Source organism: Dyadobacter luteus (assembly GCF_003383615.1).
GTDB classification, from domain to species: Bacteria; Bacteroidota; Bacteroidia; order Cytophagales; family Spirosomataceae; genus Dyadobacter; species Dyadobacter luteus.
In genome coordinates this window covers 125,005-151,713 of record NZ_QNUL01000013.1, presented here as the reverse complement: position 1 = coordinate 151,713, position 26,709 = coordinate 125,005, and the positions used below count along the sequence as shown (strand labels likewise).

General features: G+C 41.6%; 29 protein-coding genes and 1 tRNA gene. 25 read left to right on the top strand and 5 right to left on the bottom strand.

Features of this window, described 5'->3' with window-relative positions; genetic code table 11:
- Nucleotides 1-86 precede the first annotated feature (86 nt).
- Together DSL64_RS16735 and DSL64_RS16730 are read left to right on the top strand one after the other, a co-directional pair.
- Nucleotides 87-494 carry a hypothetical protein gene (locus DSL64_RS16735; protein WP_115832054.1) on the top strand — a complete coding sequence of 136 codons (408 nt, stop codon included), beginning with the start codon at nt 87-89 and terminating at the stop codon, nt 492-494.
- Nucleotides 495-596: 102 nt separating this feature from the next.
- Nucleotides 597-770 (top strand): hypothetical protein, encoded by a 174-nt coding sequence (locus DSL64_RS16730; RefSeq protein WP_158547937.1) that lies wholly within the window; start codon nt 597-599, stop codon nt 768-770.
- Here DSL64_RS16730 and DSL64_RS16725 read toward each other — a convergent pair whose 3' ends face one another.
- Nucleotides 771-1,994 carry a metallophosphoesterase family protein gene (locus DSL64_RS16725; RefSeq protein WP_115832052.1) on the bottom strand — a complete coding sequence of 408 codons (1,224 nt, stop codon included), beginning with the start codon at nt 1,992-1,994 and terminating at the stop codon, nt 771-773.
- Between the two features lie 100 nt (nt 1,995-2,094).
- Here DSL64_RS16725 and DSL64_RS16720 point away from each other — a divergent pair, with 100 nt between their 5' ends.
- Complete coding sequence (locus DSL64_RS16720; RefSeq protein WP_115832051.1) at nt 2,095-2,904, top strand: polysaccharide deacetylase family protein; 810 nt, start codon at nt 2,095-2,097, stop codon at nt 2,902-2,904.
- Between the two features lie 14 nt (nt 2,905-2,918).
- On the opposite strand, the gene DSL64_RS16715 is transcribed toward DSL64_RS16720, so the two are convergent.
- The 3 genes from DSL64_RS16715 to DSL64_RS16705 form a co-directional block, all read right to left on the bottom strand.
- The gene (locus tag DSL64_RS16715) at nt 2,919-4,034 is read right to left on the bottom strand and encodes an acyltransferase family protein (RefSeq protein WP_115832050.1); all 1,116 of its coding nucleotides are present in this window, start codon (nt 4,032-4,034) and stop codon (nt 2,919-2,921) included.
- A gap of 24 nt (nt 4,035-4,058) precedes the next feature.
- Nucleotides 4,059-4,589, bottom strand: a complete 531-nt coding sequence (locus tag DSL64_RS16710; protein WP_115832049.1) for a KdsC family phosphatase — start codon at nt 4,587-4,589, stop codon at nt 4,059-4,061.
- Nucleotides 4,590-4,652: 63 nt separating this feature from the next.
- Nucleotides 4,653-5,471: a Rossmann-like and DUF2520 domain-containing protein gene (locus DSL64_RS16705; protein WP_374755836.1), complete on the bottom strand. Its 819-nt coding sequence runs from the start codon at nt 5,469-5,471 to the stop codon at nt 4,653-4,655.
- A 186-nt stretch (nt 5,472-5,657) separates the two neighbouring features.
- Here DSL64_RS16705 and DSL64_RS16700 point away from each other — a divergent pair, with 186 nt between their 5' ends.
- From DSL64_RS16700 to ftsZ, 17 genes are all read left to right on the top strand, one after another.
- Nucleotides 5,658-6,359 (top strand): hypothetical protein, encoded by a 702-nt coding sequence (locus DSL64_RS16700; protein ID WP_115832047.1) that lies wholly within the window; start codon nt 5,658-5,660, stop codon nt 6,357-6,359.
- 186 nt (nt 6,360-6,545) lie between these two features.
- Nucleotides 6,546-6,989 (top strand): 50S ribosomal protein L13, encoded by a 444-nt coding sequence (gene rplM / locus DSL64_RS16695; RefSeq protein ID WP_115832046.1) that lies wholly within the window; start codon nt 6,546-6,548, stop codon nt 6,987-6,989.
- A gap of 3 nt (nt 6,990-6,992) precedes the next feature.
- On the top strand, nt 6,993-7,379 hold the full coding sequence (gene rpsI / locus DSL64_RS16690) for a 30S ribosomal protein S9 (RefSeq protein WP_115832045.1): 387 nt from the start codon (nt 6,993-6,995) through the stop codon (nt 7,377-7,379).
- 206 nt (nt 7,380-7,585) lie between these two features.
- A complete protein-coding gene (rpsB, locus tag DSL64_RS16685; protein ID WP_115832044.1) occupies nt 7,586-8,395 on the top strand; it encodes a 30S ribosomal protein S2 in 810 nt (269 codons plus the stop codon).
- Between the two features lie 186 nt (nt 8,396-8,581).
- On the top strand, nt 8,582-9,418 hold the full coding sequence (gene tsf, locus DSL64_RS16680) for a translation elongation factor Ts (protein WP_115832043.1): 837 nt from the start codon (nt 8,582-8,584) through the stop codon (nt 9,416-9,418).
- 137 nt (nt 9,419-9,555) lie between these two features.
- Nucleotides 9,556-10,191 (top strand): RNA polymerase sigma factor, encoded by a 636-nt coding sequence (locus DSL64_RS16675; protein ID WP_115832042.1) that lies wholly within the window; start codon nt 9,556-9,558, stop codon nt 10,189-10,191.
- Nucleotides 10,192-10,206: 15 nt separating this feature from the next.
- Nucleotides 10,207-10,389 carry a hypothetical protein gene (locus DSL64_RS16670; RefSeq protein ID WP_115832041.1) on the top strand — a complete coding sequence of 61 codons (183 nt, stop codon included), beginning with the start codon at nt 10,207-10,209 and terminating at the stop codon, nt 10,387-10,389.
- Nucleotides 10,390-10,410: 21 nt separating this feature from the next.
- On the top strand, nt 10,411-11,238 hold the full coding sequence (locus DSL64_RS16665) for a mechanosensitive ion channel family protein (RefSeq protein WP_115832040.1): 828 nt from the start codon (nt 10,411-10,413) through the stop codon (nt 11,236-11,238).
- Nucleotides 11,239-11,265: 27 nt separating this feature from the next.
- Complete coding sequence (locus tag DSL64_RS16660; protein WP_115832039.1) at nt 11,266-12,228, top strand: DUF3078 domain-containing protein; 963 nt, start codon at nt 11,266-11,268, stop codon at nt 12,226-12,228.
- Between the two features lie 27 nt (nt 12,229-12,255).
- Nucleotides 12,256-12,585: a large-conductance mechanosensitive channel protein MscL gene (gene mscL / locus DSL64_RS16655; RefSeq protein WP_115832038.1), complete on the top strand. Its 330-nt coding sequence runs from the start codon at nt 12,256-12,258 to the stop codon at nt 12,583-12,585.
- Between the two features lie 142 nt (nt 12,586-12,727).
- Nucleotides 12,728-14,071: a UDP-N-acetylmuramoyl-L-alanine--D-glutamate ligase gene (gene murD, locus DSL64_RS16650; protein WP_310587852.1), complete on the top strand. Its 1,344-nt coding sequence runs from the start codon at nt 12,728-12,730 to the stop codon at nt 14,069-14,071.
- Nucleotides 14,068-15,252: an FtsW/RodA/SpoVE family cell cycle protein gene (locus DSL64_RS16645; RefSeq protein WP_229217118.1), complete on the top strand. Its 1,185-nt coding sequence runs from the start codon at nt 14,068-14,070 to the stop codon at nt 15,250-15,252. The genes murD and DSL64_RS16645 overlap by 4 nt, the downstream gene beginning before the upstream one ends.
- A 5-nt stretch (nt 15,253-15,257) precedes the next feature.
- Nucleotides 15,258-16,358, top strand: coding sequence for an undecaprenyldiphospho-muramoylpentapeptide beta-N-acetylglucosaminyltransferase (gene murG, locus DSL64_RS16640; RefSeq protein WP_115832036.1), 1,101 nt, complete (start codon nt 15,258-15,260; stop codon nt 16,356-16,358).
- Nucleotides 16,359-16,371: 13 nt separating this feature from the next.
- Nucleotides 16,372-17,775 (top strand): UDP-N-acetylmuramate--L-alanine ligase, encoded by a 1,404-nt coding sequence (murC, locus tag DSL64_RS16635; protein WP_115832035.1) that lies wholly within the window; start codon nt 16,372-16,374, stop codon nt 17,773-17,775.
- A gap of 25 nt (nt 17,776-17,800) precedes the next feature.
- The gene (locus tag DSL64_RS16630; RefSeq protein ID WP_115832034.1) at nt 17,801-18,577 is read left to right on the top strand and encodes a cell division protein FtsQ/DivIB; all 777 of its coding nucleotides are present in this window, start codon (nt 17,801-17,803) and stop codon (nt 18,575-18,577) included.
- Between the two features lie 15 nt (nt 18,578-18,592).
- Entirely contained in the window at nt 18,593-19,954 is a 1,362-nt protein-coding gene (gene ftsA, locus DSL64_RS16625) for a cell division protein FtsA (protein ID WP_115832033.1), read from the top strand.
- A 34-nt stretch (nt 19,955-19,988) separates the two neighbouring features.
- Complete coding sequence (ftsZ, locus tag DSL64_RS16620) at nt 19,989-21,395, top strand: cell division protein FtsZ (RefSeq protein ID WP_115832032.1); 1,407 nt, start codon at nt 19,989-19,991, stop codon at nt 21,393-21,395.
- Between the two features lie 31 nt (nt 21,396-21,426).
- Here the strand turns inward: ftsZ and DSL64_RS16615 are convergent, their stop codons facing one another.
- Nucleotides 21,427-21,969 carry an NADPH-dependent FMN reductase gene (locus tag DSL64_RS16615; RefSeq protein WP_115832068.1) on the bottom strand — a complete coding sequence of 181 codons (543 nt, stop codon included), beginning with the start codon at nt 21,967-21,969 and terminating at the stop codon, nt 21,427-21,429.
- A gap of 255 nt (nt 21,970-22,224) precedes the next feature.
- On the opposite strand from DSL64_RS16615, the gene accD reads away from it, so the two are divergent.
- From accD to DSL64_RS16590, 5 genes are all read left to right on the top strand, one after another.
- Entirely contained in the window at nt 22,225-23,067 is an 843-nt protein-coding gene (gene accD, locus DSL64_RS16610; RefSeq protein WP_115832031.1) for an acetyl-CoA carboxylase, carboxyltransferase subunit beta, read from the top strand.
- Nucleotides 23,068-23,318: 251 nt separating this feature from the next.
- The gene (gene smpB / locus DSL64_RS16605) at nt 23,319-23,777 is read left to right on the top strand and encodes an SsrA-binding protein SmpB (protein WP_115832030.1); all 459 of its coding nucleotides are present in this window, start codon (nt 23,319-23,321) and stop codon (nt 23,775-23,777) included.
- A 151-nt stretch (nt 23,778-23,928) separates the two neighbouring features.
- A complete protein-coding gene (locus tag DSL64_RS16600; protein WP_115832029.1) occupies nt 23,929-24,441 on the top strand; it encodes an HNH endonuclease in 513 nt (170 codons plus the stop codon).
- Nucleotides 24,442-24,626: 185 nt separating this feature from the next.
- Complete coding sequence (rpsA, locus tag DSL64_RS16595; protein WP_115832028.1) at nt 24,627-26,444, top strand: 30S ribosomal protein S1; 1,818 nt, start codon at nt 24,627-24,629, stop codon at nt 26,442-26,444.
- Between the two features lie 95 nt (nt 26,445-26,539).
- Nucleotides 26,540-26,610: transfer RNA gene (locus DSL64_RS16590), tRNA-Cys, on the top strand.
- Nucleotides 26,611-26,709: the final 99 nt, after the last annotated feature.

The following is a 26,709-nucleotide window of genomic DNA, read 5'->3' as shown; positions in this document are numbered from 1 at the left end:
TCATCAGTTGACAACGTAATTTCACTTACCTGTTTTCCATATATTAAGAATACGTCCATTTAAATTGTAATTAGTATAACAAAGCAATGCGGAATGGTGATGATTCTGGCTTATTCATAACTAAGAAGTACACAGAAAATAATTACAGAGAAAAGTATGTACAGCAATGTGATCAGGTAATTAACTATCTGGTAAAACAATCCTGGGTAGATACAAGTAAGGTCGTTTTTTGCGGTGGTTCAGAAGGTTTTACAGTAGGAGCGGATTTAATTGCCAACAAGAACAAGCATATCACTCATGCAATTTTGTTTTCAGGGAACACGGAAAGGCGATTTGAAAATATCATTTACAACTTGCGGCAGGAATCGAAAAGAGGAATCAGATCGGAAGAAGAAGTTCAGAATGAAATAGTGGATATGTATAAGTTGTGGGAAGATATATGTGAAAACCCGGAATCAGTGGAAAAATCATTCGGAGATTCTTATCGTGCCTAGTATTCTTTCTCAATCCGGAATTTGGATAATTTGTTGAAAATCAATATTCCGCTATACGTTGCATATGGAACGGAAGATAGAGAAATCAGTAATCATATGGATATGCTTCCAGTAGAATTTACCATAGCAGGGAAAAGAAATCTTACCCTGAAAGCTTATCCTCGATATGATCACCAGTTTTTTGAGCTTAAGAAGAATTCGTCGGGTGGTGTTGTGGGAAAAATCTATCAGGGAGATAAAGTAGCTGCGGAGTGGATGAAATGGATGGAAAAGTGATCACCCCTCCTCCTCAGTCCCCAAAACTTCCCTCAATACATCCATCAGGCCATCAGAGGGCTCTTGTCCCTTATTTTTGCTCTTAAAATATTCCCCAAACAACTTTTCCACACTAAGTGAAAGGTCAACGGTTGCTGCTTCTGTTTCTTCGTTGATACGGCGAATTTGTGGGATAATCTGTATCAAACCTGAATGTGCTTCGGTCAGGCGTTTTTTGTCAGAAGCTTCCAGATAATTATCGGATACAATCGTTAGCTCAACCAGATCCTCTGAATGTGCCTCCAGCCAGCTGATTGCTTCATCTACACTTTCAAATTTGCCTCGGCGCAACTTTTTACCTTGCTTCAGTTCAATGGGAGTATATCTTACCAATGTACCTGCTTCTGCTTCCAATAGTACTACCTGCTTATTCTGATTGGCTTCGGAAAAGCTATAAGCCAGCGGACTACTTGAATAAACCACAGGCGGATTTTTATCAACAGAGTGGTATCGGTGCAAATGTCCGAGGGCAACATACTGAACCTGCTTCGGAAAGTTTTCAGTGTATATAGCCTGCGCTCCGCCTACATGCAGAATGGGACGCTCTTCTTCCGGTTCTTCTTCGGGCTCCGGATCTCCCTTTTTCATTACGTACAAGTGTGTGACAAGCAGATTAAAACCTTTGTCATCCATATACTTCTCCGCAATTTGCTGCCAGTGATTTTGGAGGTGTTCCCGAAGGGCATCTTCAGTATCCTGTATTCCAAGAAAAGTCTTCAGGCGTTGTTCATTGGCGTAAGGTGTATGAATAATCCGTAGCGGGAATGCTGAGCCAGGAAGTTGGAGTTCGATGAAGCCTTTATCCGTTTTGCTTACTTCAACCTTGCCTTGTGTACAAAATTTGTTGACTTCGGTATTAGGGAAACCAATAAAAATAATTCCGCAAACTCTGGCGAGAGCGTCAGGCACCTGTATCCGTTCGGGAGAATCGTGATTACCGGCAATAGCAATTACCGCTCGGCTACCATTGGCCGACAAGCGATGAAGGGTAGTATAGAGTAATTCTGTGGCCTCTGAGGATGGATTGAAATTGTCAAACAAATCACCAGCAACGACTACAGCGTCTACATTTTCTCTTTCAGCTATCTCACATATTTCAGCCAATACAAGCCGTTGCTCTTCCAGTCTGGAGTACTGATCCAGCTTTTTCCCGATATGCCAGTCGGCGGTATGAAGTATTTTCATGATCACTCGTTAATTTAGCGAAATTAACAGTTCATTCTGATTTTAGCTATACCATCACTTTTTTAGGCAGTAAGTTAAATTACTGTCGTCTTCCATTGCTATGTTCCGCTTTCGATATATCTGTATTCTTGTCCTTATTGGTTTTTCATTTGCATGTCGACAGAAAAAAGGGGGCAACGGACAGGCAGGAATTGCCCTATCATTTGACGATCATTTTATTGATGAATGGTATGCACTTCGACCACTGTTTCTGAAATACAATGCCAGAGTAACCTTCTTTGTTACTTGTCCGGACAGCCTGAAACCCGATGAAGTCGATAAATTAAAACAGCTGCAAAAGGATGGTCATGAGATTGGTTTCCATGGAACGATACACGGGAAATCTACGGAACTGATTACGCTCGGTGCAGACAAGTATGTGGAGACGGAACTCAGTCCGGGAATGAGCTATATGGCTGCGGCTGGATTTAAACCTACTTCCTATGCGCACCCTGGAGGCAATCATAATGATCAGGTAGATTCTGTTCTCCTCGCTCATGGATTCAGGATTTTAAGAGACGTGGCCATTTCACGTAGAACCTACAGAGCCTTTCCGCTATACACGCTTGCTCCCAGGGTTATGGATTGGATCTACTACGAATTTGATCATGAGCCTATAGTGGACGCATTATTGATCGATCAGGATTCCGGAGTTACTGATGACGAGATTAAGGATGCTATTGAAAGAGCAAAAGAGACGAATACCGCATTGATGCTGTTTGGTCATGAACCTTTGTATGCAGCGCCTGTAAACGGTGAATATGGCTTCAACGTATCTTTTCTGGAAACCATCCTCAAAGAGGCGCAAAGCAAGAAATTGAAATTCTATACCATGACAGAACTTGCTGATACAGATAAAAGCAAGCCCTGATTGACATGTATAGATTAACGACCGAACCGCTTGTCTTTGAAAGCCAGTAATGGTTTTTCAAAATAGGTGTACGATAATGAAGCCACTCCCACGGAGACAATGAGAGTGAGCAGGTAAACAACGATCTGGTATTGTATGCCCGCGATTTCCGGGAAGTATGTTCTGAAGATATTAATAATGATGACTATGACGAATACGTGGTAGATGTACAGGCCATAGGAAATTTTTCCAAGATGGTTCATCACTCGATTCTCCAGATTGAGGATAGATTTTGGATTGCATGACACGTTTAATATGGTAAAAGCGAAGAAGAGCGCGTATACCTCCAAGAAACCTGTAAAATGAATGCCCGAGAAAAAAAGAATCAACAAAAGGCTATAAATGACGGCCTGTATGTCTTTCCTGAAAATAATTTGCAGAATCCGGTTTTTATCATTGTAAACAAGCCAGGCACAGATGCCTCCCAGTGCCATTGTTTGAATCCTGAATTGTCCTATGAATGTGTTTATGATCGCATTCTCAACCTCCTTTTCGGCTTGGAGGAAACATATTCCTCCGAATAGAATCAAAGCGGAAATAATAATAAAAAATGGAATAATGAATATTCGTTTTTTAGGATATTTGATCAGCCATGGCCATAGATAATAAAATTGCTCTTCTACACCGATAGACCACGTTTGTGCACACCAGTATGGTAAATCATAAAGCACAAATGCATAATTAGGCAAAACAAGTAATAGTAAAGCGAGGCGCTCAGGAACATGAACTTGCAATTTTTCACTTGTGCCTGGAAAATTCAGTAATTCCAGATGTGGGAAAATGAAAAATGACAAGCCAATAATGAGAAAATAAACAGGCCAGATGCGAATACCTCTTCTGAGGTAAAACTTTTTAGCATCTATATTTCCATAATTACCTCTTTCCTGAAGTAATAAATACGTGATAAGAAAACCGCTAACCACGAAGAATAGACCAACACCCAATCTTCCGGCGTGTTGGATAATAGGTACTTCATAAGTATTGGCTATAGCAAAGGAGTGTTTGGCTTGTTCCAGGTGATGAAAAACCACTAACAGAGCCGCAATACAACGAATGCCATTCAGATTTGGGAAGTAGCGCTTTGGTTTCACTTAGTTTGTTTCAGATTTCTTCCCTTATTTAGTTTTTTCAAACCAGGCCATCCACTTGCCCTGTTCTTTCATTACTTGCTCAATAACATCTCTTACTGCTCCGTATCCACCATTTTTCGGAGAAATATAGTCTGCTATTTCCAGAATTTCTTCAGCTGAATCTGCGGGGCATGCTCCCAATACATTGGTTTGCATTACTTCCCAATCAGGCAGATCATCTCCCATAAATACGATTTCTTCCTCTATGAGATTGGCTTCCTGCAGATATTTTCTGAAAATGGGCAGTTTGCCATCGGGAGAAGTACCGATGAATATATCTGTTACGCCAAGGTATTCCAGTCTTTTGCGTACGCCAACCTGATTTTGGGCAGAAAGTATAGCCACCCGATATCCCATTTTGATAGCCCGGTTGATTCCGTATCCGTCGCGGACGTTGAAAATACGAGGCTGTTCGCCGCTTTCCAAAGCAATAACACTGCCGTCTGTCATGACGCCGTCGATATCAAAAATGAAGGTGGTTATGCGTTGAAGGCGTTCTTTAAGTGAAAATTCCATGTGGTCCGGATCATTTGAGAGCTGCAAATATAACCGAACTTTTTTCTAGGTTGACTGATGGACTTATTTTGCGATATATAGTTCACGGATTTTATCCGTCAGCAAACGGTATATGGCAGTCCATTCCGGATTAGTTTCCTGCAAATATTCCATATGTCTGTTAATTGTTGCCCAGTCACCTCTTCTGGCCGGACCCGTTTGTACTTCGGTGGGTTCTTCAGAGTGAAAAGCTTTGTCAATTGTAGTTTGAATGAGCGGTTTTAGAAGATCAAAATTCAACTGTTCCCGTGAGATGAGGTCATGAGATACACCTATGAGATAATTTGTGAAATTATTAGCAAAAACGGCCGACACATGTAAGACGAACCTTTCGTGTGAGTCCATTCGGGTTACATTGTCACTGATGCTTTGCGCGAGACTGATCAGCTTGTTTTCTATCAGTTCATTTTTTGATTCGACACAGAGAGGTAACTCTTTGTAGTCGATGGGAAAGCCTTTAGAGAAACTTTGTAAAGGATAGAAGATGCCGGTATGAACGAATACATCACTGTAAATTTCAATCAACTTCTGGAATTCTGCGAGTGAGCGTGTTCCCGATGTATGAACTACAATCACATTTTCCGGAAACACAATTTGCTGGATTACCTGATCCAGGGCATCATCGGATACGGCGAGTACTATAACATCCGCAATACTGTCAGCAAAATTCAGGTCGGGCTGTATGTTGGCATCATACAATTCCGCAGCCAACTTTCTGGCATTTTGGGTATTACGGCTATACACTTCACAAATCCAATGCCCGGCCTCTTCCATAGCCTGAGAGAGATGCCACGCAACGTTTCCTGAACCAACAAAAGAGATTTTCATAGACCTTTTTTCAATAGCTGAAATATATCACTGTTTATGTAAAGTTTGCAAATGCACAAAATAGCTGGCCTCAATCAAGTATTTCGGGTAAATGTAAAAATGATAAAAGATTAAGTAGGATTATTCCTGTGACGTGTCGCATAGCTATTCCGTCAGGATGTTAAAAATGTAATTTTACTATTTCATCAAGCATAAATAAAAATGAAAAGCATTGCACGCACACTATTGTTACTTGGTTTTATTGTAAATCAGCCACTTTTCGCCCAAAAATACAATACGGCTCAGGCTACTTTGGATATTGGCACCGGTTTTTCTGATAAAACGTGGGCTCCTTCCATACTTTATCACGAAGATTTGCCTCTCGGTCAATTGCGGTGGCTGCGTGCAGGTCTGGGGTTCAGGGCGTGGGGATATTATGGTAATGACGTGAATCTGACTTCAAAAGCGGGTGCCTCGTCTGCAAGTGCCCTTCAGTATAAAAATGTTTCAGCAAACGGAGTAAGTGTGGAGGTTGGGGCAAGCGTGACTGTCTGGCGACTGGATATTGGCGCAAATGTCGATTTATTGGGATTTGCATGGGGACCCAGGAGAAATGCATACTATCCAGGGATAGCTGCGCCGGGGGAAGGTAGGGCCTATTACGATAAGGTTATTTCCACAAGTCCCGTGAATTTTAATGCATTGCCATTGTTTCTGGATAACAACAATGGGCAGTCGGAGGTATATGGAAGAATTTGGTTATCAAAAGGTATAGCTCTTAAAGTAGGCTATCAGTTTGGTCAGCTTGCATACATCACAAGAAGTATCGAGGGTAAGAACGTCTACCTGGATGGTGGCGAGAGACGTTTTTCTACCCGTTATAATATGCCATATGCTGCACTGACCTTTAAACTTTTCAGGTAGTACAGTGCCGGAAATCGCATAGTTTCACGCACAGATTAAGCCATCATATTTCATGGAATGTTTAAAAAAAACAAACATACTTGTAATTCAATTTGTTAAACTCTATATTTGCACTCCCATTTTGCGATGGGACTGTCTTGTAACAGTGTAATTTATTGAAAATCAATTAAATCTTTTTTGTTAATCGTGGATACGTTAAGCTACAAAACCATCTCGGCGAACAAAAACACAGTAAACAAGGAGTGGGTTGTTGTCGATGCTAAAGATGCAATTCTTGGCCGTTTGGCTAGTGAAGTTGCTAAAATGATCAGAGGCAAGCACAAACCAAGTTATACTCCTCATGTAGACTGTGGTGATAATGTGATCATTATCAACGCCGATAAAATTAAGTTGACAGGTAAAAAGTTAACGGACAAAGTTTATGTTCGTCACACAGGATACCCTGGAGGTCAGCGTTTTCAAACTCCTCGTGAGTTGCTCGAAAAACACCCAGAGCGTGTAATCGAGAAAGCGGTAAGAGGTATGCTTCCAAAGAACCGTTTGGGACGTCGTTTATTTACAAATCTGTTTGTTTATGCTGCTGCAGAACATCCGCACAGCGCACAGCAACCAAAAGAAATCCAGTTGTAATTCATGGAAGTTATCAACACAATAGGTAGAAGAAAAACAGCTGTGGCTCGTATCTATATGACGCCAGGCAAGGGAGATATCAAAGTAAACGGCCGCGATTACAAAGAGTATTTTCCATTTGAAGTACACCAGATTGTACTTCAGCAGCCTTTCGCTACAATCAGCGGAAACGGTGGTTACGATATTAAGGTGAACGTAAGAGGTGGTGGTGTTACAGGTCAGGCGGAAGCAATTCGTATGGCTGTTGCACGTGCACTTTGTGAATATAACGGAGAATTCCGTGGAGCTCTTAAGAAAGAAGGATTCCTTACCCGTGACCCTCGTATGGTTGAACGTAAGAAATACGGACGTGCTAAGGCTCGCAGAAGATTCCAGTTCTCGAAACGTTAATATTTTCTTTGTCAGGAATTGTCAGAAAATGGTCATTTATAGTCAAGTGTAGTCAGGTATCGTTCCGATCAATGACAATCGCTGTCAATAAGTGACAACAAATGACAAAACATGACATTGGAAAAAGTCCAGACAGTACTTATCGTGCCCGATGTGCTGTGCTGCGTAACTCAAAATACTAAAATCTTTTAAAATCAAATTTGGCAATGGCACAAATAGAGTATAAAGAACTATTGGATGCAGGTGTTCATTTTGGTCACCTTACCCGCAAGTGGGATCCACGTATGGCTCCATACATCTTCATGGAGAAGAACGGGATCCACATCATTGACCTGAACAAAACTTTGAGCTGCATCAATGACGCCGAGGCTGCGTTGAAGCAAATCGTTCGTTCAGGACGTAAGATCATGTTTGTTGCTACTAAAAAACAAGCGCAGGAAATCGTAACAGAAGAGGCAAAACGCCTTAAAATGCCTTACGTAACTGATCGTTGGTTGGGTGGTATGCTTACAAACTTCGGCACTATTCGCAAGTCTTTGAAAAAAATGCAGACTCTTGAGAAGATGCTAAAAGACGAAACCACGGTTAGCAATATAGCGAAAAGAGAACGCCTGATGCTTACACGTGAGAAGGATAAACTGGAGAGAGTGTTAGGTGGTGTAGCTGACTTAACCCGTCTTCCTGCTGCCCTTTTCATCGTTGATGTAAAACGCGAGCACATTGCGGTTGCAGAAGCAAAAAGATTGAACATACCTATCTTTGCAATCTGCGATACAAACTCAAACCCTGAATTGGTTGATTTCCCTATCCCAAGTAATGACGATGCTTACAAAGCTATCTCATTGATCACTTTGGCTATCGGAAAAGCGATCGAAGAAGGTTTGATGGAACGCAAACAAGATAAAGACGACCAACGTCTGGTTGAGGAAGAAGAAGCAAAACGTCAGGCTGACAAAGGCACTGAGGAAGCATCTGCACCAGTTGCAGAAGCAGCAGCTGATTCCGACGCAGAATAATAAAGGGCGATACGGATTTGTTTTAGTTCAACCGTATCATGTCTGAACAGATAAAGTAGCCCATAGCCAGCTTGCTATGGGCTACAGTTTTTTAAGAATTATTTTGAAAACTCATTTGGTAAACAAATCGTAAAGTTTGCTTAACGGTTTTCGCTCAAAAAGTATTAAAACATATTCATTCAAATCATGGCAATTACTGCACAAGATGTAAACAAACTGCGCCAAATGACTGGTGCCGGAATGATGGATTGTAAAAAAGCTCTTCAGGAAGCTGAAGGAGATTTTGACAAAGCCGTTGATATTCTTCGTAAACAAGGACAAAAAGTAGCAGCAAAACGTGCTGACAATGCTGTTTCTGAAGGTGCTGTATTGGTAAACATCAGCGCTGATGGTACTAACGGTAAAATCGTAGCATTGGCTTGCGAAACTGAGCCTGTATCGAATGTTGAAGATTTCAAAAATCTTGCTCAAAGCATCCTGGATGTTGCGGTAGCAAATAACATTTCAGATAAAGAAGCATTGCTTTCTGCAACACTTGCTGATGGTCGTCCTGTAAGCGAAAACATCATTGATCTTGTTGGTAAATTGGGAGAGAAACTGGAAATCGTTGCTTACGAAAACGTAACATCGGATCAGGTTGTATCTTACATTCACTCAAATGGTAAACTTGGCGTTCTTGTAGCGTTCGAAGGTAACAACGGAACTGACGTAACTGAGCTTGGAAAAGACGTTGCTATGCAGATTGCTGCGATGAAGCCTGTTGCTGTAGATAAAGACGGAGTTGATGCTGCTACTGTAGAAAGAGAAATCGAAGTAGGTAAAGAGCAAGCTCGTGCAGAAGGTAAGCCAGAGGCTATGCTTGAAAAAATTGCACAGGGTAAACTTCAGAAATTCTACAAAGACAACACTTTGTTGAATCAGGAATTTGTTAAAGATTCCTCATTGACTATACGTCAGCTGTTGGATAAAACTGTGAAAGGACTAAATGTTAAGTCTTTCAATCGTATTTCTATCGGAGGATAAAATATTTTCCTGTAAAAATTCTATAAAAAAACGCCTGGTATCTACTTGTATACCAGGCGTTGTTTTTTAATATTTACGCAAAATATTACTCACACTATTGTTAATAAATATGATTAACAACGTTACCTTCTCATAATATGGCAGTCAGAACATCTAAGAATGATTATGCACGTCATAATTTCACTGATGAAGAGCTTGTAAAGCTTTTCGTAGAGACTCAGGAAAATCGCTATTTTGAAAAACTTTATGAAAGATATTCTGAAAAGGTTTACCACAAATGCCTGTCCTTCGTAAAGGATTCTGCCAAGGCTGAAGATCTTACACACGATATTTTTTTAAAGCTTATCTTCAAACTCGGTACGTTTAAAGAGGATGCGAAGTTTTCTACATGGCTATATTCAATAACGTATAATCATTGTATGGATCAGCTTCGCTCGAATAAGAAAAGAGGAGAAGTTTTACAGGAAGACCCCATAGAGGTTCCTGACGATGTTGATCTGAACAACCTGTTCGACGGAGAAGATATTGAAATAAAAAACCTGAAAACTGCGCTTGACCAGCTTACTGTTGAAGAGAAAGGTGTGCTTTTCATGAAGTATATGGATGATCTGAGTATCCGCGATATAGCGGGCATTTTCAATGTAACTGAGAGTGCAATTAAAATGCGTTTGCTCAGGTCGCGGGAAAAATTAAGGAAAAAGTACCTTGAAACTATCATCTTTCTAGGCATTCTGGCTGCCAAAATGGTAGAGTTGGTATGGGATATATTATAATAATAAACTAAAAAGATGGCTGAAGGGAATAACATATTTAAGGAACTGGAACCTAAAGAGCAGGTGCCTGAATATCTGAAACGTGCAATCGTAGCCGAGGTTGACACCATTCGAAATAGTATGGAAGTGGTTACACTTTTTACCGAACATTTCCTGAAAACAATTACAGTCGCCATCTCCGAAGGAGCCACAGAATAAAATTTAATCACACTATAGTATATGAAAAACCTCCCTGATATTGCAGAAATTTTAAGAAATACATTTTACACATTAATAAGTCAATTTGTCGATTTTGTACCCAGAGTCATAGGGTGTCTGGTGATATTAGGCATTGGTTATCTGGTGGCAAGAGGTGTTAAAATCCTTGTTTCGCAGATACTAAGCCGAGTTGGGTTCGACAGAATCGGGGATAGGCTAAATGAAATTGGTATTATCAAGCAGTTGAAGACAGAGATTTCGCTGAGTGATATTGTTGCCAAGATTTTCTACTACTACATTCTTCTAATCTTCCTTACATTCGCTGCAGACACCCTGGGTGTCGACACAATTACCAACATGGTATTGTCGTTGGTTAACTTTATACCAAAACTGATTGCCGGCGCTGTGATGCTGCAGATTGGCATAATGCTCTCAGATGCGATCAAAACGGCCGTCATCGCACTGTGTAAGTCATTTAACATCGCCTCTGCAAAGCTCATAGGTTATATCGCTTTTGTATTCTTCCTGATCATTACGTTTTTGACTGCTCTCAGACAAATTGGTATTGAAACGGATATGCTGGAGTCAAGCTTTATACTGATCATCGGAGGAGCTGTGGCTGCCTTTGCCATTGGATACGGTATTGCATCACGTGACGTACTGGCCAATATTATCTCCTCTTTTTACAGCCGGAAGAATTACCATGAAGGTCAACTTATAGAGATTGATGATGTGAAAGGGGTTATTGCCAAAATAGATAATACTTCTGTAACAATTGTAAACGATACTACCACCACTATAATCCCTCTCCAGCTTTTCCAGACAAAGCGGGTTGTGATATTTAATTAAACTATTTTTTAACAAACGTTATATCTCATGCGATTACCAGCGAAGATTAGTCTTTTTTTTCTGATTCTGTTGCTATCTGTACACACCGTTAGTTTTTCTCAAAAAGTTGATCTCAGTAATTCTCTGAATGCTGGCAGATTAAAAATGGCAGGTGATACACTGATCAAAAAGACGGAATTCGGAGCCAATCTTAATCAGGGATCTTTTAGCTCAAACTGGACTGGGGGAGGGGTAAATTCCGTAGCCCTTGGTTTATTTTTCAACGCACTCAGAGAAGTGAAGAAAGGTAAAAACTCCTGGAGAAATGATTTTCAGTCGCAGTACGGGGTGGTGAGAAACAAAGGACAACAGAGCAGAAAAAATGTAGATCGGATCTTTTTTGATTCCAAGTATAACAGAGAACTCGCACCAAAATGGAGTCTGTTTGGGAATGTTAACTTTTTGTCACAGTTTGCTCCGGGTTATGATTACGTTGCGGATAGTTCTGATGCTTCTAAAATTCTGAAAAAGAAACTTTCGGGATTTTTCTCTCCGGCTTATCTGACTGAAGCGATAGGTATTGAATACAAGCCGGTACCGTATTTTTTCATAGATTTTGCTCCTGCAGCATTAAGACAAACTATCGTAATGGATAGAGATCTGTACCTTAATACGCCCGAACAGAAAAATTACGGAGTTGAGATTGGTAAACGTGTGAGGAATGAAGTAGGTATAGTGCAGCTGGTAGCTAACTTTGACAAGGATATTGCAAAGGATATTAATCTTAAATTCAGATATCTGTCATTTACATCTTATTCGGATAACCCAAGAACTGAGCAGGTAGATAAGCAATTTCATTTTGACCACCGTCTGGATGCGCAGATTACTGCGAAGATTGCCAGATATTTCAATGTCAACCTCGGTACAATCGTGATTTACGATAAGGATCAGGCGGCAAGGGCTCAGTTTGCACAAGGATTAAGTGTAGGCTTTCTTTATTCATTCAAATAGGTTTCACATTTAACACTTTACTCAATTATGCTACAGGAATTCAAAACTTTTATCGCAAAGGGGAACGTGCTTGATCTGGCCGTCGGTGTCGTTATTGGTGCTGCTTTTGGGAAGATCACAACATCTCTGGTAGAGGATATTATCAATCCGGTCCTTGGTCTACTCATTGGCGGAGTTGATTTTACGCAATTAAAGATTGTTCTAAAGGAAGCGGTAGGTGAAACACCGGAGGTAGCGATCAAGTATGGTAATTTCATTCAGGTGCTTATTCAGTTCATCATCATTGCATGGGTAATATTCCTGATTGTTAAGGTAGCTAACAGATTGAGACTTACCGAAACTCCCCCAAAAGCATAGGTGAAACGCATATAAGAAGGAAAAAGGCATATAATATGCCTTTTTTTATGCTCATAAATTTTTCAGTTATCGGCTGCCCTACTTCCCTCGAAAAAGATTTACCTTCGTTGTTTACAGCTTATAAATCGTAAATACCAGTATCGTGTCCAACAAACTAGTTATTTTGGGAGGGGGAGAAAGCGGAGTAGGTGCCGCTATTCTTGGTCAGTCAAAAGGATACGATGTATTCCTTTCCGATGGAGGAAAGATACAGGAAAAGTATCGCCAGGAATTGGTTGATCGTAACATTTCTTTTGAGGACGAACAGCACACTCAGTCGCTGATTCTTGATGCAGCTCTGGTGGTCAAGAGTCCCGGAATTCCGGATACTTCTCCTTTGGTTGTAGCGCTTGCTGAAAGAAATATACCGATTGTTTCTGAAATAGAGTTCGCTTCAAGATATACTGATGCAAAGCTTGTGGCGATTACCGGTAGTAATGGCAAGACCACAACTACATTGCTGACCTACCATCTCTTCAAGCAAGCCGGGTATAATGTCGGATTGGCAGGTAATATTGGCGAAAGCTTCGCCTGGCAGGTTGCTGAAAAAAACTTCGATTACTATATACTGGAAATAAGCAGTTTTCAGCTTGATAATATTGATTCCTTCCGGCCGGATGTGGCAGTATTGCTCAACATCACACCAGATCACCTGGACCGTTACGGCTATTCTTTTCAAAATTATACAGATTCCAAGTTCAATATTGTAAGAAACCAGAAAGCGGAAGATCATTTTATCTATTTTGAAGATAGTGAAGTGATTGCGAAGGAGCTCGCTGACAGGATAATACCTTCTCAAAAACTGGCGGTATCACTTACACATGCTGTAGCGCATGGAATGCGTCTGAATGGAGATGAGCTTATCAGCAATTATAAAAACAGCACTTTTACTCAAAACTATCCAGCTTTGCCAATCAAAGGGCCGCATAATGCAGTCAATGCTATGGCGGCTATTCTGGCAGCACAGGTCGCAGGTATAGAGAATAGTAAGATTGCGGAGGCGCTGCTGACCTTTGAAAATGCACCTCACAGACTCGAAAAAGTGGCGGAAATAGCTGGTGTAACTTACATCAATGATTCAAAGGCAACAAATGTAGATTCTGTTTTCTATGCGCTTGGAAGCTTCTCTGAGCCGATTGTATTGATTGCGGGTGGAGTTGATAAGGGGAACGACTACAGTCAGATTGAGGAATTGGTAAAAGCAAAAGTAAAAGGGCTGGTGATCCTGAGTACGAAGCACGAAAAATTAAAGGATTATTTCGAGGAAATTGTACCGCGTATTCATATAAGTCAGGATGTTAACGATGCCGTGAGACAAGCGCAGCAATGGGCTGTATCAGGAGATATAGTGTTGTTGTCGCCTGCCTGTGCAAGTTTTGATCTGTTCAGAAACTACGAAGACAGGGGAAATAAATTCAAAGAGGCTGTTGGTAACCTGATTCAATGATGGGGGAGGAAAAGAAAGAAAGTGGGATGGATCTCTTGCATAAATCAAGAGATAAAACGCAGGCTTGGATAACATCCAATCTTAAGGGAGACCCGTGGATTTGGGGTATTTGTATTGTCATGCTTTTGTGGAGCATTGTGGTGGTGTACAGCGCGAGTGTAAAAGATGCTTACAGTCAGAAAGACGGAGATACAGAATATTATCTCTATAAGCACTCTGTATTGTGTGCGTTATCGCTGGTGGTGATGTTCTACGTGCACCGTATTCCTTATATCAAATTTGTGTACGTAACCAGGCTTGCAGTCTGGAGCTCTATATTATTGCTGATTTTTACCATGTTTTTCGGAACATCGGTGAATGATGCGTCACGATGGATTGAGATACCTATTATCGGACAGCGTTTTCAGCCTTCAGAGTGGGCTAAGGTTGCTTTGATTTCTCACCTTTCTCTGATTTTGGCGAGGCATATAAAAGGTGGATGGAATACCCGCGAGCTTTTTATGGAACCTTTAGCGTTGGTTGGACTTGTGTGCGGTTTGATTTTTACGAGCAATGTTTCCACAGCCATGATGCTGGCCGGGATTTGCTTTTTGCTTATGTATGTCGGGAAGGTTCCATTGCACTATCTGTTCTTTACTGCAATTGGTGTCGTCTTTTTTGCTACACTGGCCATTTTATTGAATTCAACACAACGTTCGGGCACCGCTCAAAACCGTATTGCTGCCTTCTTCGATAAAGATGTAGTTGTGTACCAGTCGCAGCAGTCTTATATGGCTATGGCACGCGGTGGAATTTACGGAGAAGGTGTTGCCAAAAGCAGGCAAAGACGATTTCTTCCGGAGCCTCAGAAAGACTTCATTTTCGCAGTGGCAGTGGAGGAGTATGGGACACTTGGAGGAACCGCTCTGATCATTATGTATCTGATACTGCTTTACCGGGGGTTAAAAGCTATTGAAGCTACTAAAAGGCCTTTTGGTGGGTTGCTTTCTGCAGGGCTGACTTTTGTGGTAGTCAGTCAGGCGTTTTCGGCCATGGCTGTTACGGTAGGGCTCGTTCCCGTTACTGGTCAAACCTTACCCTTTTTCAGCCAGGGAGGAACTTCCCTATTGTTTACAGGGATAGCAATGGGCATGATCCTGAGCGTTAGCCGGGGTGAAAAAATGGATGAGCAAAGAATTTAATTGCGATGGCAAAAAAAGTTATCATTAGTGGCGGAGGTACCGGCGGGCATATTTATCCCGCCATTGCCATAGCAAACGCAATTCAAAAACTGGATCAGGAAGTGGAGGTGTTGTTTGTAGGTGCTTTGGGGAAAATGGAAATGGAGAAGGTACCCCGGGCAGGATATCGCATTGTTGGTTTACCTATTGTGGGTATTAAAAGATCGTTGTCTCCGGAGAACCTTATGTTTCCTTTTAAGCTCATTAATAGTTTGCTTAAAGCGAGGGAAGTAGTAAAGGATTTCAAACCTGATGTGGCGGTTGGTGTTGGCGGATTTGCCAGTGGGCCTCTGCTGATGATGGCATCTTTGTCCGGTGTACCGACATTGATTCAGGAGCAGAATTCCTATGCAGGAATTACGAATAAATTATTAGCAAAAAGAGCAGCCAAAATTTGTGTTGCATACCCCAACATGGAGGCATTTTTTTCAAAAGAAAAATTGATCCTGCTGGGAAATCCGGTTAGAAGTGATATTGTAAATGTAGTTAACAAGAGAGCTCTGGCGCTAACTCATTTTGGATTGTCAGAAGAGCGCAAAACTTTATTTGTGATGGGAGGCAGTCTTGGGGCACGATCTATCAATGAAAGTATTAATGCCGGTTTGAAAAAACTGGTGGATCTGGGTTACCAGGTTTTATGGCAAACAGGTAAGGGATTTATTTCAAATGCTAATGAGAGTATCAAAGTGCTTGGGACAGATCGGGTAAAAGCATTCGAATTTATCTACGAAATGGACTTGGCCTATGCTGCAGCTGACGTGGTGGTCTCACGAGCGGGTGCTTTGTCTGTTTCTGAACTGTGTCTGGTTGCCAAGCCAGCTATTCTGGTTCCGTTTCCGGCGGCATCTGAAGATCATCAAACCAAAAATGCTTTGAGTTTGACGGAACAGAATGCAGCCTTATTGGTGAAGGACCATGTGGCTGGTAATGAGTTGGTTGATAAGGCGATAAGTTTATTGGAAGATACGGACTTACAAAATACACTTATAACCAATATTAGTAAATTGGGGAAACCTGATGCAGCTGAGAATATAGCAAAACAGGTTTTAAGATTGATAAAAGACTAAAATTGAATATCTTATGAGTTCATCTGTGATGAATTGGAAAAATATATACTTTGTTGGAATAGGCGGCATAGGAATGAGTGCGCTGGCTCGTTGGTTTAAGGCGAATGGGTTTAATGTAGCCGGATATGATAAAACGGCAACAGTGCTGGTCAATACTTTGGTACAGGAAGGGATTGCAGTAAATCTGGAAGACGAAGTAGCTGTAATTCCCGAAGCATTCATAACTGATCCTCAACAGACACTTGTTGTCTATACGCCTGCAGTACCTGTCCAGCACAAACAGATGCTTTATTTCAGAGATCATAATTTTCTGATTTTAAAGCGATCGCAGGTTTTGGGTATGCTTACAAAAAACCTGAGGACAGTAGGAGTAGCCGGTACGCATGGTAAGACTACCACTTCCTCCATGGTAGCGCACATTTTGAGAGATGCAGATGTAAACAGTACGGCGTTTTTAGGAGGGATTACTCAAAATTATGCAACGAATCTTCTTCTCAACAAGCCAACGGAAAATCTGGAAAGCGTTGTATGTGTAGTAGAAGCCGATGAGTTTGACAGATCTTTTTTGACACTTTATCCGGAGATCGCAATAGTTACATCAACAGATGCGGATCATCTCGATATTTATGGAGAACACGAAGCAGTTCTGGAATCTTTCAGAGAATATGTAAGTCAGATAGATGAGGATGGTGTCTTGTTTATGCGATATGGATTAGAACTTGCTGCCAGCACCAAAGCGCGTGTGTATACATATTCACTCAATGAGGGCGATTATCATGCCACCAACATCCACATCGAAAATGCACGATTCGTGTTTGATATTGTGTATCCTGATGGTGTAATAAAGGATATCGCCATGGTGATTCCTGGATATCATAATATTGAAAACAGTATTGCGGCAACAGCCGCCGCCTTGTATTTGGGTGTGGCTCCTGAAAAGATTAAAAGTGCACTGGAAAGTTACAGAGGAGTAAAAAGGCGTTTTGAATATCAGATTGAAAACAAGGATGTAGTTTATATCGATGATTATGCACACCATCCGACGGAGATTGAAGCATTCCTGAACTCTGTGAAATCTTTGTATCCCGGCAAGCATGTGACGGCCATTTTTCAGCCACACTTGTTTAGTCGTACGAGGGATTTTGCAGATGGTTTTGCTCAGAGTCTTTCAATTGCAGACAGGCTCTTACTGTTAGACATATATCCTGCACGTGAATTACCGATTGAAGGGGTTAGTTCAAAATTATTACTAGATAAAGTCGAGATTTTAGATAAAAGAATTCTATCAAAAGAAGAAATTCTACAAAGTTTATCTGATATTCGCCTAGAAGTTGTAGTAACCATAGGGGCGGGAGATATCGATACGCTGGTGGGTCCTATAAGAGCGTTACTGGCTGATCCGGTTACTAACAATTAATAAAAGCATTTTTAATATTACTGAGATGTTACGTAAATTTGAATATTCTTGGCAATTTTTTAAACGCAGTTTATGGCTCATTCTACCTGTTCTCGGGATAGGTATGGCCGAAAGCAGACTAGGCGGACAACGGTGTAACAATCTGGTAATCTCCATTGAAGGAGACTCGGGAGCATTTTTTCTGAACCAAACTGATGTGCGCACGTTACTCACTGAGCATGGAGGGGATCCGCTTATTGGCGAAAGGCTTGATGAGATTAATCTGGGTGAACTGGAATACAGAGTCAAAAAAAACAAACTGATAAAGAAATGTCAGGTTTCGCGTGACCTGAAAGGTAATATTGTCGTTAATGTTGAACAGGAAAGACCGTTAGCGAGATGGGTCAATACATCTCAAAACGGTGAGGTACAGAGTGCAGAAGGTTTTTATATCAATGATGAAGGCGATTTTTTTCCTTTGTCCGATAGTTTCTCTGCGCGCGCCCTCATTGTTTCGGGAGCCTATTTCAAAGATTTGAAAAGATTTAAAGGAAAAGAAGGTGAATCGCTCATGGATTTGATTCGCTTTCTGAATACTGACCCGTTTTGGAAAGCACAGGTTGCAAAACTGGATGCTGACAAAAACGGGGAAATTGAGTTAAGTATGGTTTTGGGGGATCAGAAAATAGAATTTGGCACGGCGGAAGGCTTCGAGTCCAAATTTAACAAGTTGCACTTATTTTATGAAGAGGTGCTGAGCAAGGATTGGAGTAGATTTTCAAGAATAAGTATTAAGTTTCAAGATCAAATAGTTTGTGAATAACAATTCACCATCAGCATGGCACACGACAAAATAGTAGTAGGAGTTGATATTGGAAGTACAAAAATTGCAGTTATCGCGGCGCAGGGGATAGCCTCAGGGTCACGTCAGAGTAATATAGAGATTCTTGGTTTTAGTGAAGTACCGGTTCCACATGGAGCGGTTGTAAATGGTTCTGTTGAAAATATTAAACAAGTTGGTGCGGCGATCAAAGAGGCTTTAGCGGAGGCCTCACTTCGTTCTGACCTTGATATCGGTATCGTAAACGTAAGTTTCAGTGGTGCTCATGTACGGGTAAGTGCGCAGAGTGACGGTGTGATACGCCCCTCAGCTTCTACTGGCGAAGAGGTAACCCAACGGGATGTGGACCAGCTGGTGGACGATATGTATCGTGCCAAAACGGAGCCTAATTATGATGTACTTCATGTTTTGCCCATAGATTTTGCCGTTGACAATGCAGTTGGAGTGAAGGAGCCGGTAGGGCGGACAGGTATTAAGCTCGGTGGTAATTTTCTGATTGTATCAGCGAATAATCAATCGATTCAGAGAACCAAGAAAAGTTTGCAGGAAGCTGATCCTGGTCTGAAGTTTGATAAGCTTGTATACGCACCGCTGGCAACAAGCTTGGCGGTATTGTCGGACAATGAGACAAAGGCAGGGATTGCCCTTGTAGATATTGGTGATCACACAACGGATCTCATTATATATCAGGACCGTGTGATCCGGCACATCGCTTCTTTCCCGATCGGAGGAAGGCATATTACCAATGATCTTGCCACAGGTTGTGGTATACAAGTTGAGAATGCAGAGCAACTTAAGAAGGAATTTGGGGTCGCAGTATCTGGGGATATTCCTCTCAATGTGGAAATTTTGGTCAATTTCCTTGCGGGAAGACCTCCCAAGCCTGTGCTCAAAAAAAATGTAGCGCTGATTATTGAAGAACGTTTGAAAGAAATAGCCGCAATGGTGTATGCGGAAATAATAAAGTCGGGTTTACAAGAAAAACTGATTGGAGGCATTGTACTCAGCGGAGGCAGTGCTGATCTCGATGAGATCGAAGTTTTATTTGAGCGTGTTACCGGAATGGCCGTAAGGGTTGGCCTGCCCGAAAATCTGGCAAGAACCGTGAAGGCAGATGCCGTAAGTAATTCCACATTTGCAACAGCGATAGGTTTAGCATGGGCTGGTGTTAAATCTATTGATCCGAGGATCAAATCGGTGTGTAAAACGGAGACAGTAGTAAAGCCTCCTGTTAATAATGGCTATCAACAACAGCCGGAGCCTAAAGTTAAAGAGAATAGGGAGGAGCCAAAAAGGTCGGGACGTTACTTCTGGGATAATCTCCTGGGAAAAAAAGACGACAATGCAGATGAATATTGAAATTTAAGACATTACACCAATCAACCCCGGGAATATGAATACCAGTTTGTTACACGCATTAGACCAGGATTACATTGTGAACGAAATCATTAGGGATCCCAATGCAGGCAGCCAGGCTGATCCGGCTATCATCAAGGTAATTGGTGTTGGCGGTGGTGGAAGCAACGCTGTTAACTACATGTATGAGAAAAAAATCAAAGATGTAGAATTTGCAGTTTGTAATACAGACAGACAGGCGCTGGCAAACAGCCCTGTGCCAGTTAGGATACAATTGGGAGCTACCCTTACTCAGGGACTGGGAGCAGGAACAGACGCTACCAAGGGTAAGGAGGCAGCCCTGGAAACGATAGAAGAAATAAAAGCATTACTGGGAGGCTCTACTCAGATGGTATTTATTACCGCTGGTATGGGTGGAGGAACAGGAACCGGGGCAGCACCGGTCATTGCTCAGCTTGCCAAAGAAATGGGTAAGCTGACAGTAGCTGTTGTTACCGCACCCTATACCTGGGAAGGTCTTGATAAAAAGGAACAGGCGCTTGAAGGGATCGAGCAGCTGAAGGAGTACAGCGATACCGTTCTGGTGGTGTTGAACGACAAACTGGAAGAGTTATACGAGGATATGACGCTTACCCAGGCTTTTGCTGAGGCTGACGGTATTTTGCTGAATGCGGTAAAAAGTATATCCGAAATTATCACGACGAACGGAAACATCAATACGGACTTTAAAGACGTAGAGAAGGTTCTGAAGAGTGCGGGACAGTCGGTAATGGGAACGTCCGAAGCGTCGGGTACTGAACGTGCTCAGCTTGCGATTAAAGAGGCGTTGGATTCTCCTTTGCTGAATGACCGTGATATTCGTGGTGCGAAGAGAATCCTGGTTACGCTTGCAACGAGCAAGAAAAAAGAAGCAACAATGAAAGAGCAGCGTGAGATCTGGCAGTTTGTCTTGTCTCAGGTTGGAGGTGAAGCCCGTATGTTTAAGCTGGGTACCATCACGGACGATTCTTTGGGAGATAAGCTGAGAGTAACCATCGTTGCAGCAGGCTTTGACAGCATCGAATCTCCTATTCCGGGTATGCAGACAAAAAGCATGCTGAAAGCCAATGAACAGGCTGCTGTATATCCTGAGCCGGCTCAGGATGAATTCATGATGACTGCTGAGGTGGCCGGTACAAACACGGCTACAATTGATATGGTTATGGACAATGAGGTATTGGTACCTTCGGGTGAAATAAATCATGTGTCAATTATTGATTCTGACAGCGAAGAAGATTGGACCAATGAGGAGTCAGAAAGAATGGAAGCGATGATCAAGTTCTTTAAGGAGGGTGCTGTGAAATACGCTGATCTGGAAGGCCCTGCTTATCGCAGAAGTCAGATTGAATTGTGGAGGCGGCCGTCGATTCCCGCAAATGAGATGGAACAGCACTGGTTAAAATAAGAAAAGGAGCCGAAAGGCTCCTTTTCTTATTTTAAAACCTTAAGATTTGTTCTGCCTGCATTTCCAGCAGTTCGTTGTAAAGTGCGTTAGTAATTACTCCCTCGGTGTAGTGATTACGAATTTGTGCCAGCTTTACTCTCAAAGCAAGTGTATTCATCCCCAGATAACTGAAAACGTCGTTCAGATGGCTCATGGCAATTGTTGCCCCCTGTGTGTTGGATGACAAACCCACCAGCGCGGCTTTTTTGTTTGTAAAGCTATTGGGATAGGGAAGGCCATCTATAAATGCTTTTAATACACCCGGATAGGAGCCGTTGTATTCAGGGACAATAAACACGAATTTATCAGTTTTCTCTAATAACGCCCTCAGTCCATTAAAGCCCTCATTTTTGCCGCTATTTTCGTACATAGCGGATACAGTGAAGTCATGCGGCAGATTAACCAAATCCAGAATTAAACTTGGGGCATTCAATTTGGAAAGGAGATTCTGGTAATACTCCGCAATTTTGCGGGACATTGAATTAGGGCGGTTGGTACCAACTATAATTACGATAGGCTGACTCGATATGCTCATTATATTGGCGACTGAATATCGCGTTGTTTCAATTGTAAAGTTTAAAGTACTTGTAAAGAAACAATTTTTGAGTGAATATGTTTCAGTAAACGGGCTTGCTTTTGGACTTGCATAGTGGGAATAAAAAGGAATAACCTTGTGTAGTTTCTCATTCCAGAACATTTATTGCTATATTTGACCCCTTAATTCATCATGAAAATGCTGTAAAGATCTGCTTTTGAGGTCTTTAATGAAGTTGCTAACTCACATCATTATATGTCTTGGTTTATCCGAAAAGAAAAAGGTATTAGTACACCCACGGAAATGAAGCGTGAAGCTCCGGACGGGTTATGGTATCAGTGTCCTCAGTGTAAAAAAATAACGGCGACACGGGAGCATAAGCTTAATGCGTATACCTGCCCACATTGTAACTATCACGATAAGGTAGGATCCGAGATATACTTCGAACTTCTGTTTGATGATAATAATTTTACTGAACTGGACAAAGATCTGGTATCGGGTGATCCGCTGAAATTTGTAGATACAAAAGCATATCCGGACCGCGTTAAAACGACTATTCAGAAAACGGGTCTGAAAGATGCTGTTCGTACAGGATATGGTAAAATGAACGATCTGGATATTGTAATCGCTTGTATGGATTTCAATTTCATTGGTGGCTCTATGGGATCTGTAGTAGGTGAGAAAATTGCCCGCGCGATTAACCACGCTCTTAAAAAGAAGGTGCCCTTTCTGATGATATCGAAATCGGGTGGTGCGCGTATGATGGAAGCAGGTTTTTCATTAATGCAAATGGCTAAAACTTCTGCACGTCTTGCTTTGCTTTCAGAAGCAAAATTACCTTATATCTCTTTGCTTACTGATCCTACCACAGGTGGTGTAACTGCGTCGTATGCGATGTTGGGAGATTTCAATATTTCTGAACCTGAGGCGCTGATCGGTTTTGCCGGCCCACGCGTAATCAGAGAGACAATTGGTAAGGATTTACCAAAAGGTTTTCAAAGCGCAGAATTCGTTTTGGAACATGGTTTCCTGGATTTCATTGTAGACAGAAAAGATTTGAAAGATAAATTGAGCAGTCTGCTTACGATGTTGAAATAATCGCTTCAGATTAGTACCAATACACCTGCTGCGTAATCCTCAATAGATGGGTTACGCAGTTTTGCTTTCTGTCCGTGTTGGTAGTGCTTTCGAATATGTGACAAAAAGAGTGGTTTTTGATTTTCTAACTTTATCTTATTCAGGTACACACGCTTTGCGAGCTGGAAGATAAAGACAGTATCAGTTAGCAATTCACTTGCTTGGTATAGTTTTGGAAAACATTAATTTTACAATTCTTTAATATTAAAAGAATGTCAGAAAAATTAGTTAAAAAAGTAGATATAAAGAATCGCAGAGCCTCATTCGAGTATTTCTTCGTTGAGGAATTTACTGCAGGTTTGGCACTGACGGGCACGGAGATTAAATCAATCAGACAAGGCAAAGTTAATTTCCAGGATGCCTATTGTCTGTTTATGGACAATGAGCTGTATGTACGCAGCTTACATATTTCTCCGTATACAGAAGGTACACATTATAATCACGATCCTATGCGTGATCGTAAATTGCTAATTACAAAGAGAGAGCGAAAACGATTGACGGAAAATCTGAAAGATCAGGGTTTGACGATCGTCCCTGTTCGGTTATTTACTTCGGACAGAGGTTTTGCGAAGTTGCATATTGCACTTGCGAAAGGTAAAAAACTATACGACAAGCGTGATTCCATCAAAGAACGGGATGTGAAGCGAGAGAACGACAGAGCAGGTTATTGATCGGATTTCTTCATACCTGGCAGCCGCTGCGTCATCATTTATACTGTATATCAGTGTCTTTGATGTTAAATTATAATAATTTATGGATTTCGATAAGAACTATATTAGTTAAAAATTCATATATTGTCAGAATCAATTACCTCAAAGGCTCATGGGTAAAGTACTGGTTCTGAATCAAGATTACAGTGCATTAAGTGTTTGCACGGTTCCGAAAGCGTTTTTGTTAGTGTATATGAATAAAGCAGAGATGCTGGCAGAATCTTCCAGCGACTATCTGCGAACTGTCAGCAGCGAGTATCCGTCGCCTGTTGTAATTAGGCTTAACCGCTATATTCACCTCCCGTATCGTGGCGTTGTGATGACGCGCCACAACATCTTCAAAAGGGATGGCAACCGCTGTCAATATTGCGGAACACATGATAATCTTACTCTGGATCATGTAATCCCGAAATCCCGTGGGGGTAAAACCAATTGGGATAATCTTTCCACAGCCTGTAAGAGATGTAATTCAAAAAAAGGAGATCATACTCCGGAAGAAGCGGGTATGTTTCTCAGGCAACGCCCATTCCGGCCTTCTTTCCTGATGTTTATCCGTGATTTTTCCGGTCTTGCAGATGAAAACTGGCTTCCTTACCTCGGTTCCAGAGAGCGCGCGCGATCCTAAAATTCTGCCTGAAGACCATAAAGTCTTAAGAATCTGCACTTTTCTGTTGAAAATAGCTTGTACCTCTGGATTTTAACCAAAGGAAATAGTACCTTTGCGCTCTATTTTTTAAAACAATCAATTTTCAACAAGGTTCAGCTGTTTGGCTCGCCAGCTGATGTATTCCAGAGCAACAATTCCTATTTATGTCTAAGGAAAAACAAACACAAACTCTTCCTGATTTCGATTGGGAAAAAGCAGAAGACAAAGGTTTCGGTACAGGTTACTCGTCAGCAGACCGTTCACGTCTTGAAGCAATGTACGAAACTACAATCTCTCCTGTACAGGAAAAAGAAGTAGTGAAAGGTATCGTTGTTGGTATCACTGATCGTGAAGTGATTCTTAACATTGGTTTCAAATCTGATGGTATCGTTTCATTCAACGAATTCCGTGATCTTCCGGGATTGAAGATTGGTGACGAAGTTGAGGTATACGTAGAAAATCAGGAAGACGCGCAGGGTCAACTTGTGTTGTCACGTAAAAAAGCGAAAGTTATCACTGCATGGGATAACATCCAGAAATCGTTCGACGAAGACGTGGTTATTGATGCTAACGTTAAGAGAAGAACGAAGGGTGGTCTTATCGTAGATATATTTGGCATCGAGGCTTTCTTGCCAGGTTCACAAATCGATGTGAAGCCAATCCGCGATTTCGACATTTTTGTTGGAAAGCGTATGGAAGTAAAAGTTGTGAAAATCAATTACGCAAATGATAACGTAGTTGTATCTCACAAAATATTGATCGAAAAAGATCTTGAAGCACAACGTCAGCAAATCCTGAACAACCTTGAAAAAGGTCAGGTACTTGAAGGTGTAATTAAAAACATGACCAACTTCGGTGTGTTTATCGATCTTGGTGGTGTGGATGGTCTTCTTCACATTACTGATATTTCATGGGGTCGTATCAACCACCCATCTGACCTGCTTGCGCTTGATCAGAAATTGAACGTGGTTGTTCTTGACTTTGATGAAGAGAAGAAACGTATTTCTCTTGGTCTGAAACAACTTCAGTCTCACCCATGGGATTCTTTGGAAGAAGAAATCCAGGTTGGATCGAAAGTTACGGGCCGTATTGTTAACGTTGCTGATTACGGCGCGTTCCTTGAAATCAAACCAGGTGTTGAAGGTTTGATCCACGTTTCTGAAATGTCATGGTCTCAGCACCTGCGCAATCCTCAGGAGTTTATGAATGTAAACGACGAGATCAGTGCGGTTGTTCTTACACTTGACCGTCAGGAGAGAAAAATGTCATTGGGTATCAAACAACTTACTGAAGATCCTTGGACTCAAAGTTCATTGAAAGATAAGTATGCGATCGGTACTCGTCACAAAGGTGTTGTTCGTAACCTTACTAACTTCGGCTTGTTCATCGAGCTTGAAGAAGGTATCGACGGATTGGTACACGTTTCTGACTTGTCATGGACTAAGAAAATCAAACATCCTTCAGATTTCGTTAAAGTAAACGACGAGCTTGAAGTTGTAGTTCTTGAACTTGATGCTGACAACCGTCGCCTTGCTTTGGGTCACAAACAACTTGAAGAAAATCCATGGGATACTTTTGAGACGATCTTCGCTGTAGGTTCTGTTCACAAATCAACTATCGTAGCTAAAGGTGATAAGTTTGCAACACTTGAACTTCCTTACGGAATCGAAGGTATCGCTGCAATCAAAAATCTTACGAAAGAAGATGGTACAGTAGCTGAGGCTGGAGAAAGCCTTGACTTCACAGTTCTTGAATTCCTTAAAGATGAAAAGAAAATTGTACTTACGCACTCAGAAGTGAAGCCATCTGCTACGCCTACGGCTGCTGAGAAGAAAGAAGAAAGAGCTCCAAAAAGCCAGTCTTCTAAACCAGCTGCAGATGCCACTGTAAAAGAGTCAGAGAAATCTACTTTTGGTGACCTAAGTGTACTTTCTGCTTTGAAGGAGCAATTCGAAGAAAGCGAAAAGAAAGAAAAAAAGTAATTAAAAGTGAATAAAGGTGCGAAGTAGAAGAAAAATTTAATACTTTTGCACCCAGGTTGGCTAAAGCCTCTGGAATTAGCCAACCTGTTTCAAACGGTTCCGTGGCCGAGTGGCTAGGCAGAGGTCTGCAAAACCTCGTACAGCGGTTCGAATCCGCTCGGAACCTCACCTCTAAAAGTGACCTGACTATAGTATTAGTTATTAGGTTCATTTTGTCTGAAAAATGCCATTTGTAAGAGATCATATGAGTGATCCTGCAAATGGT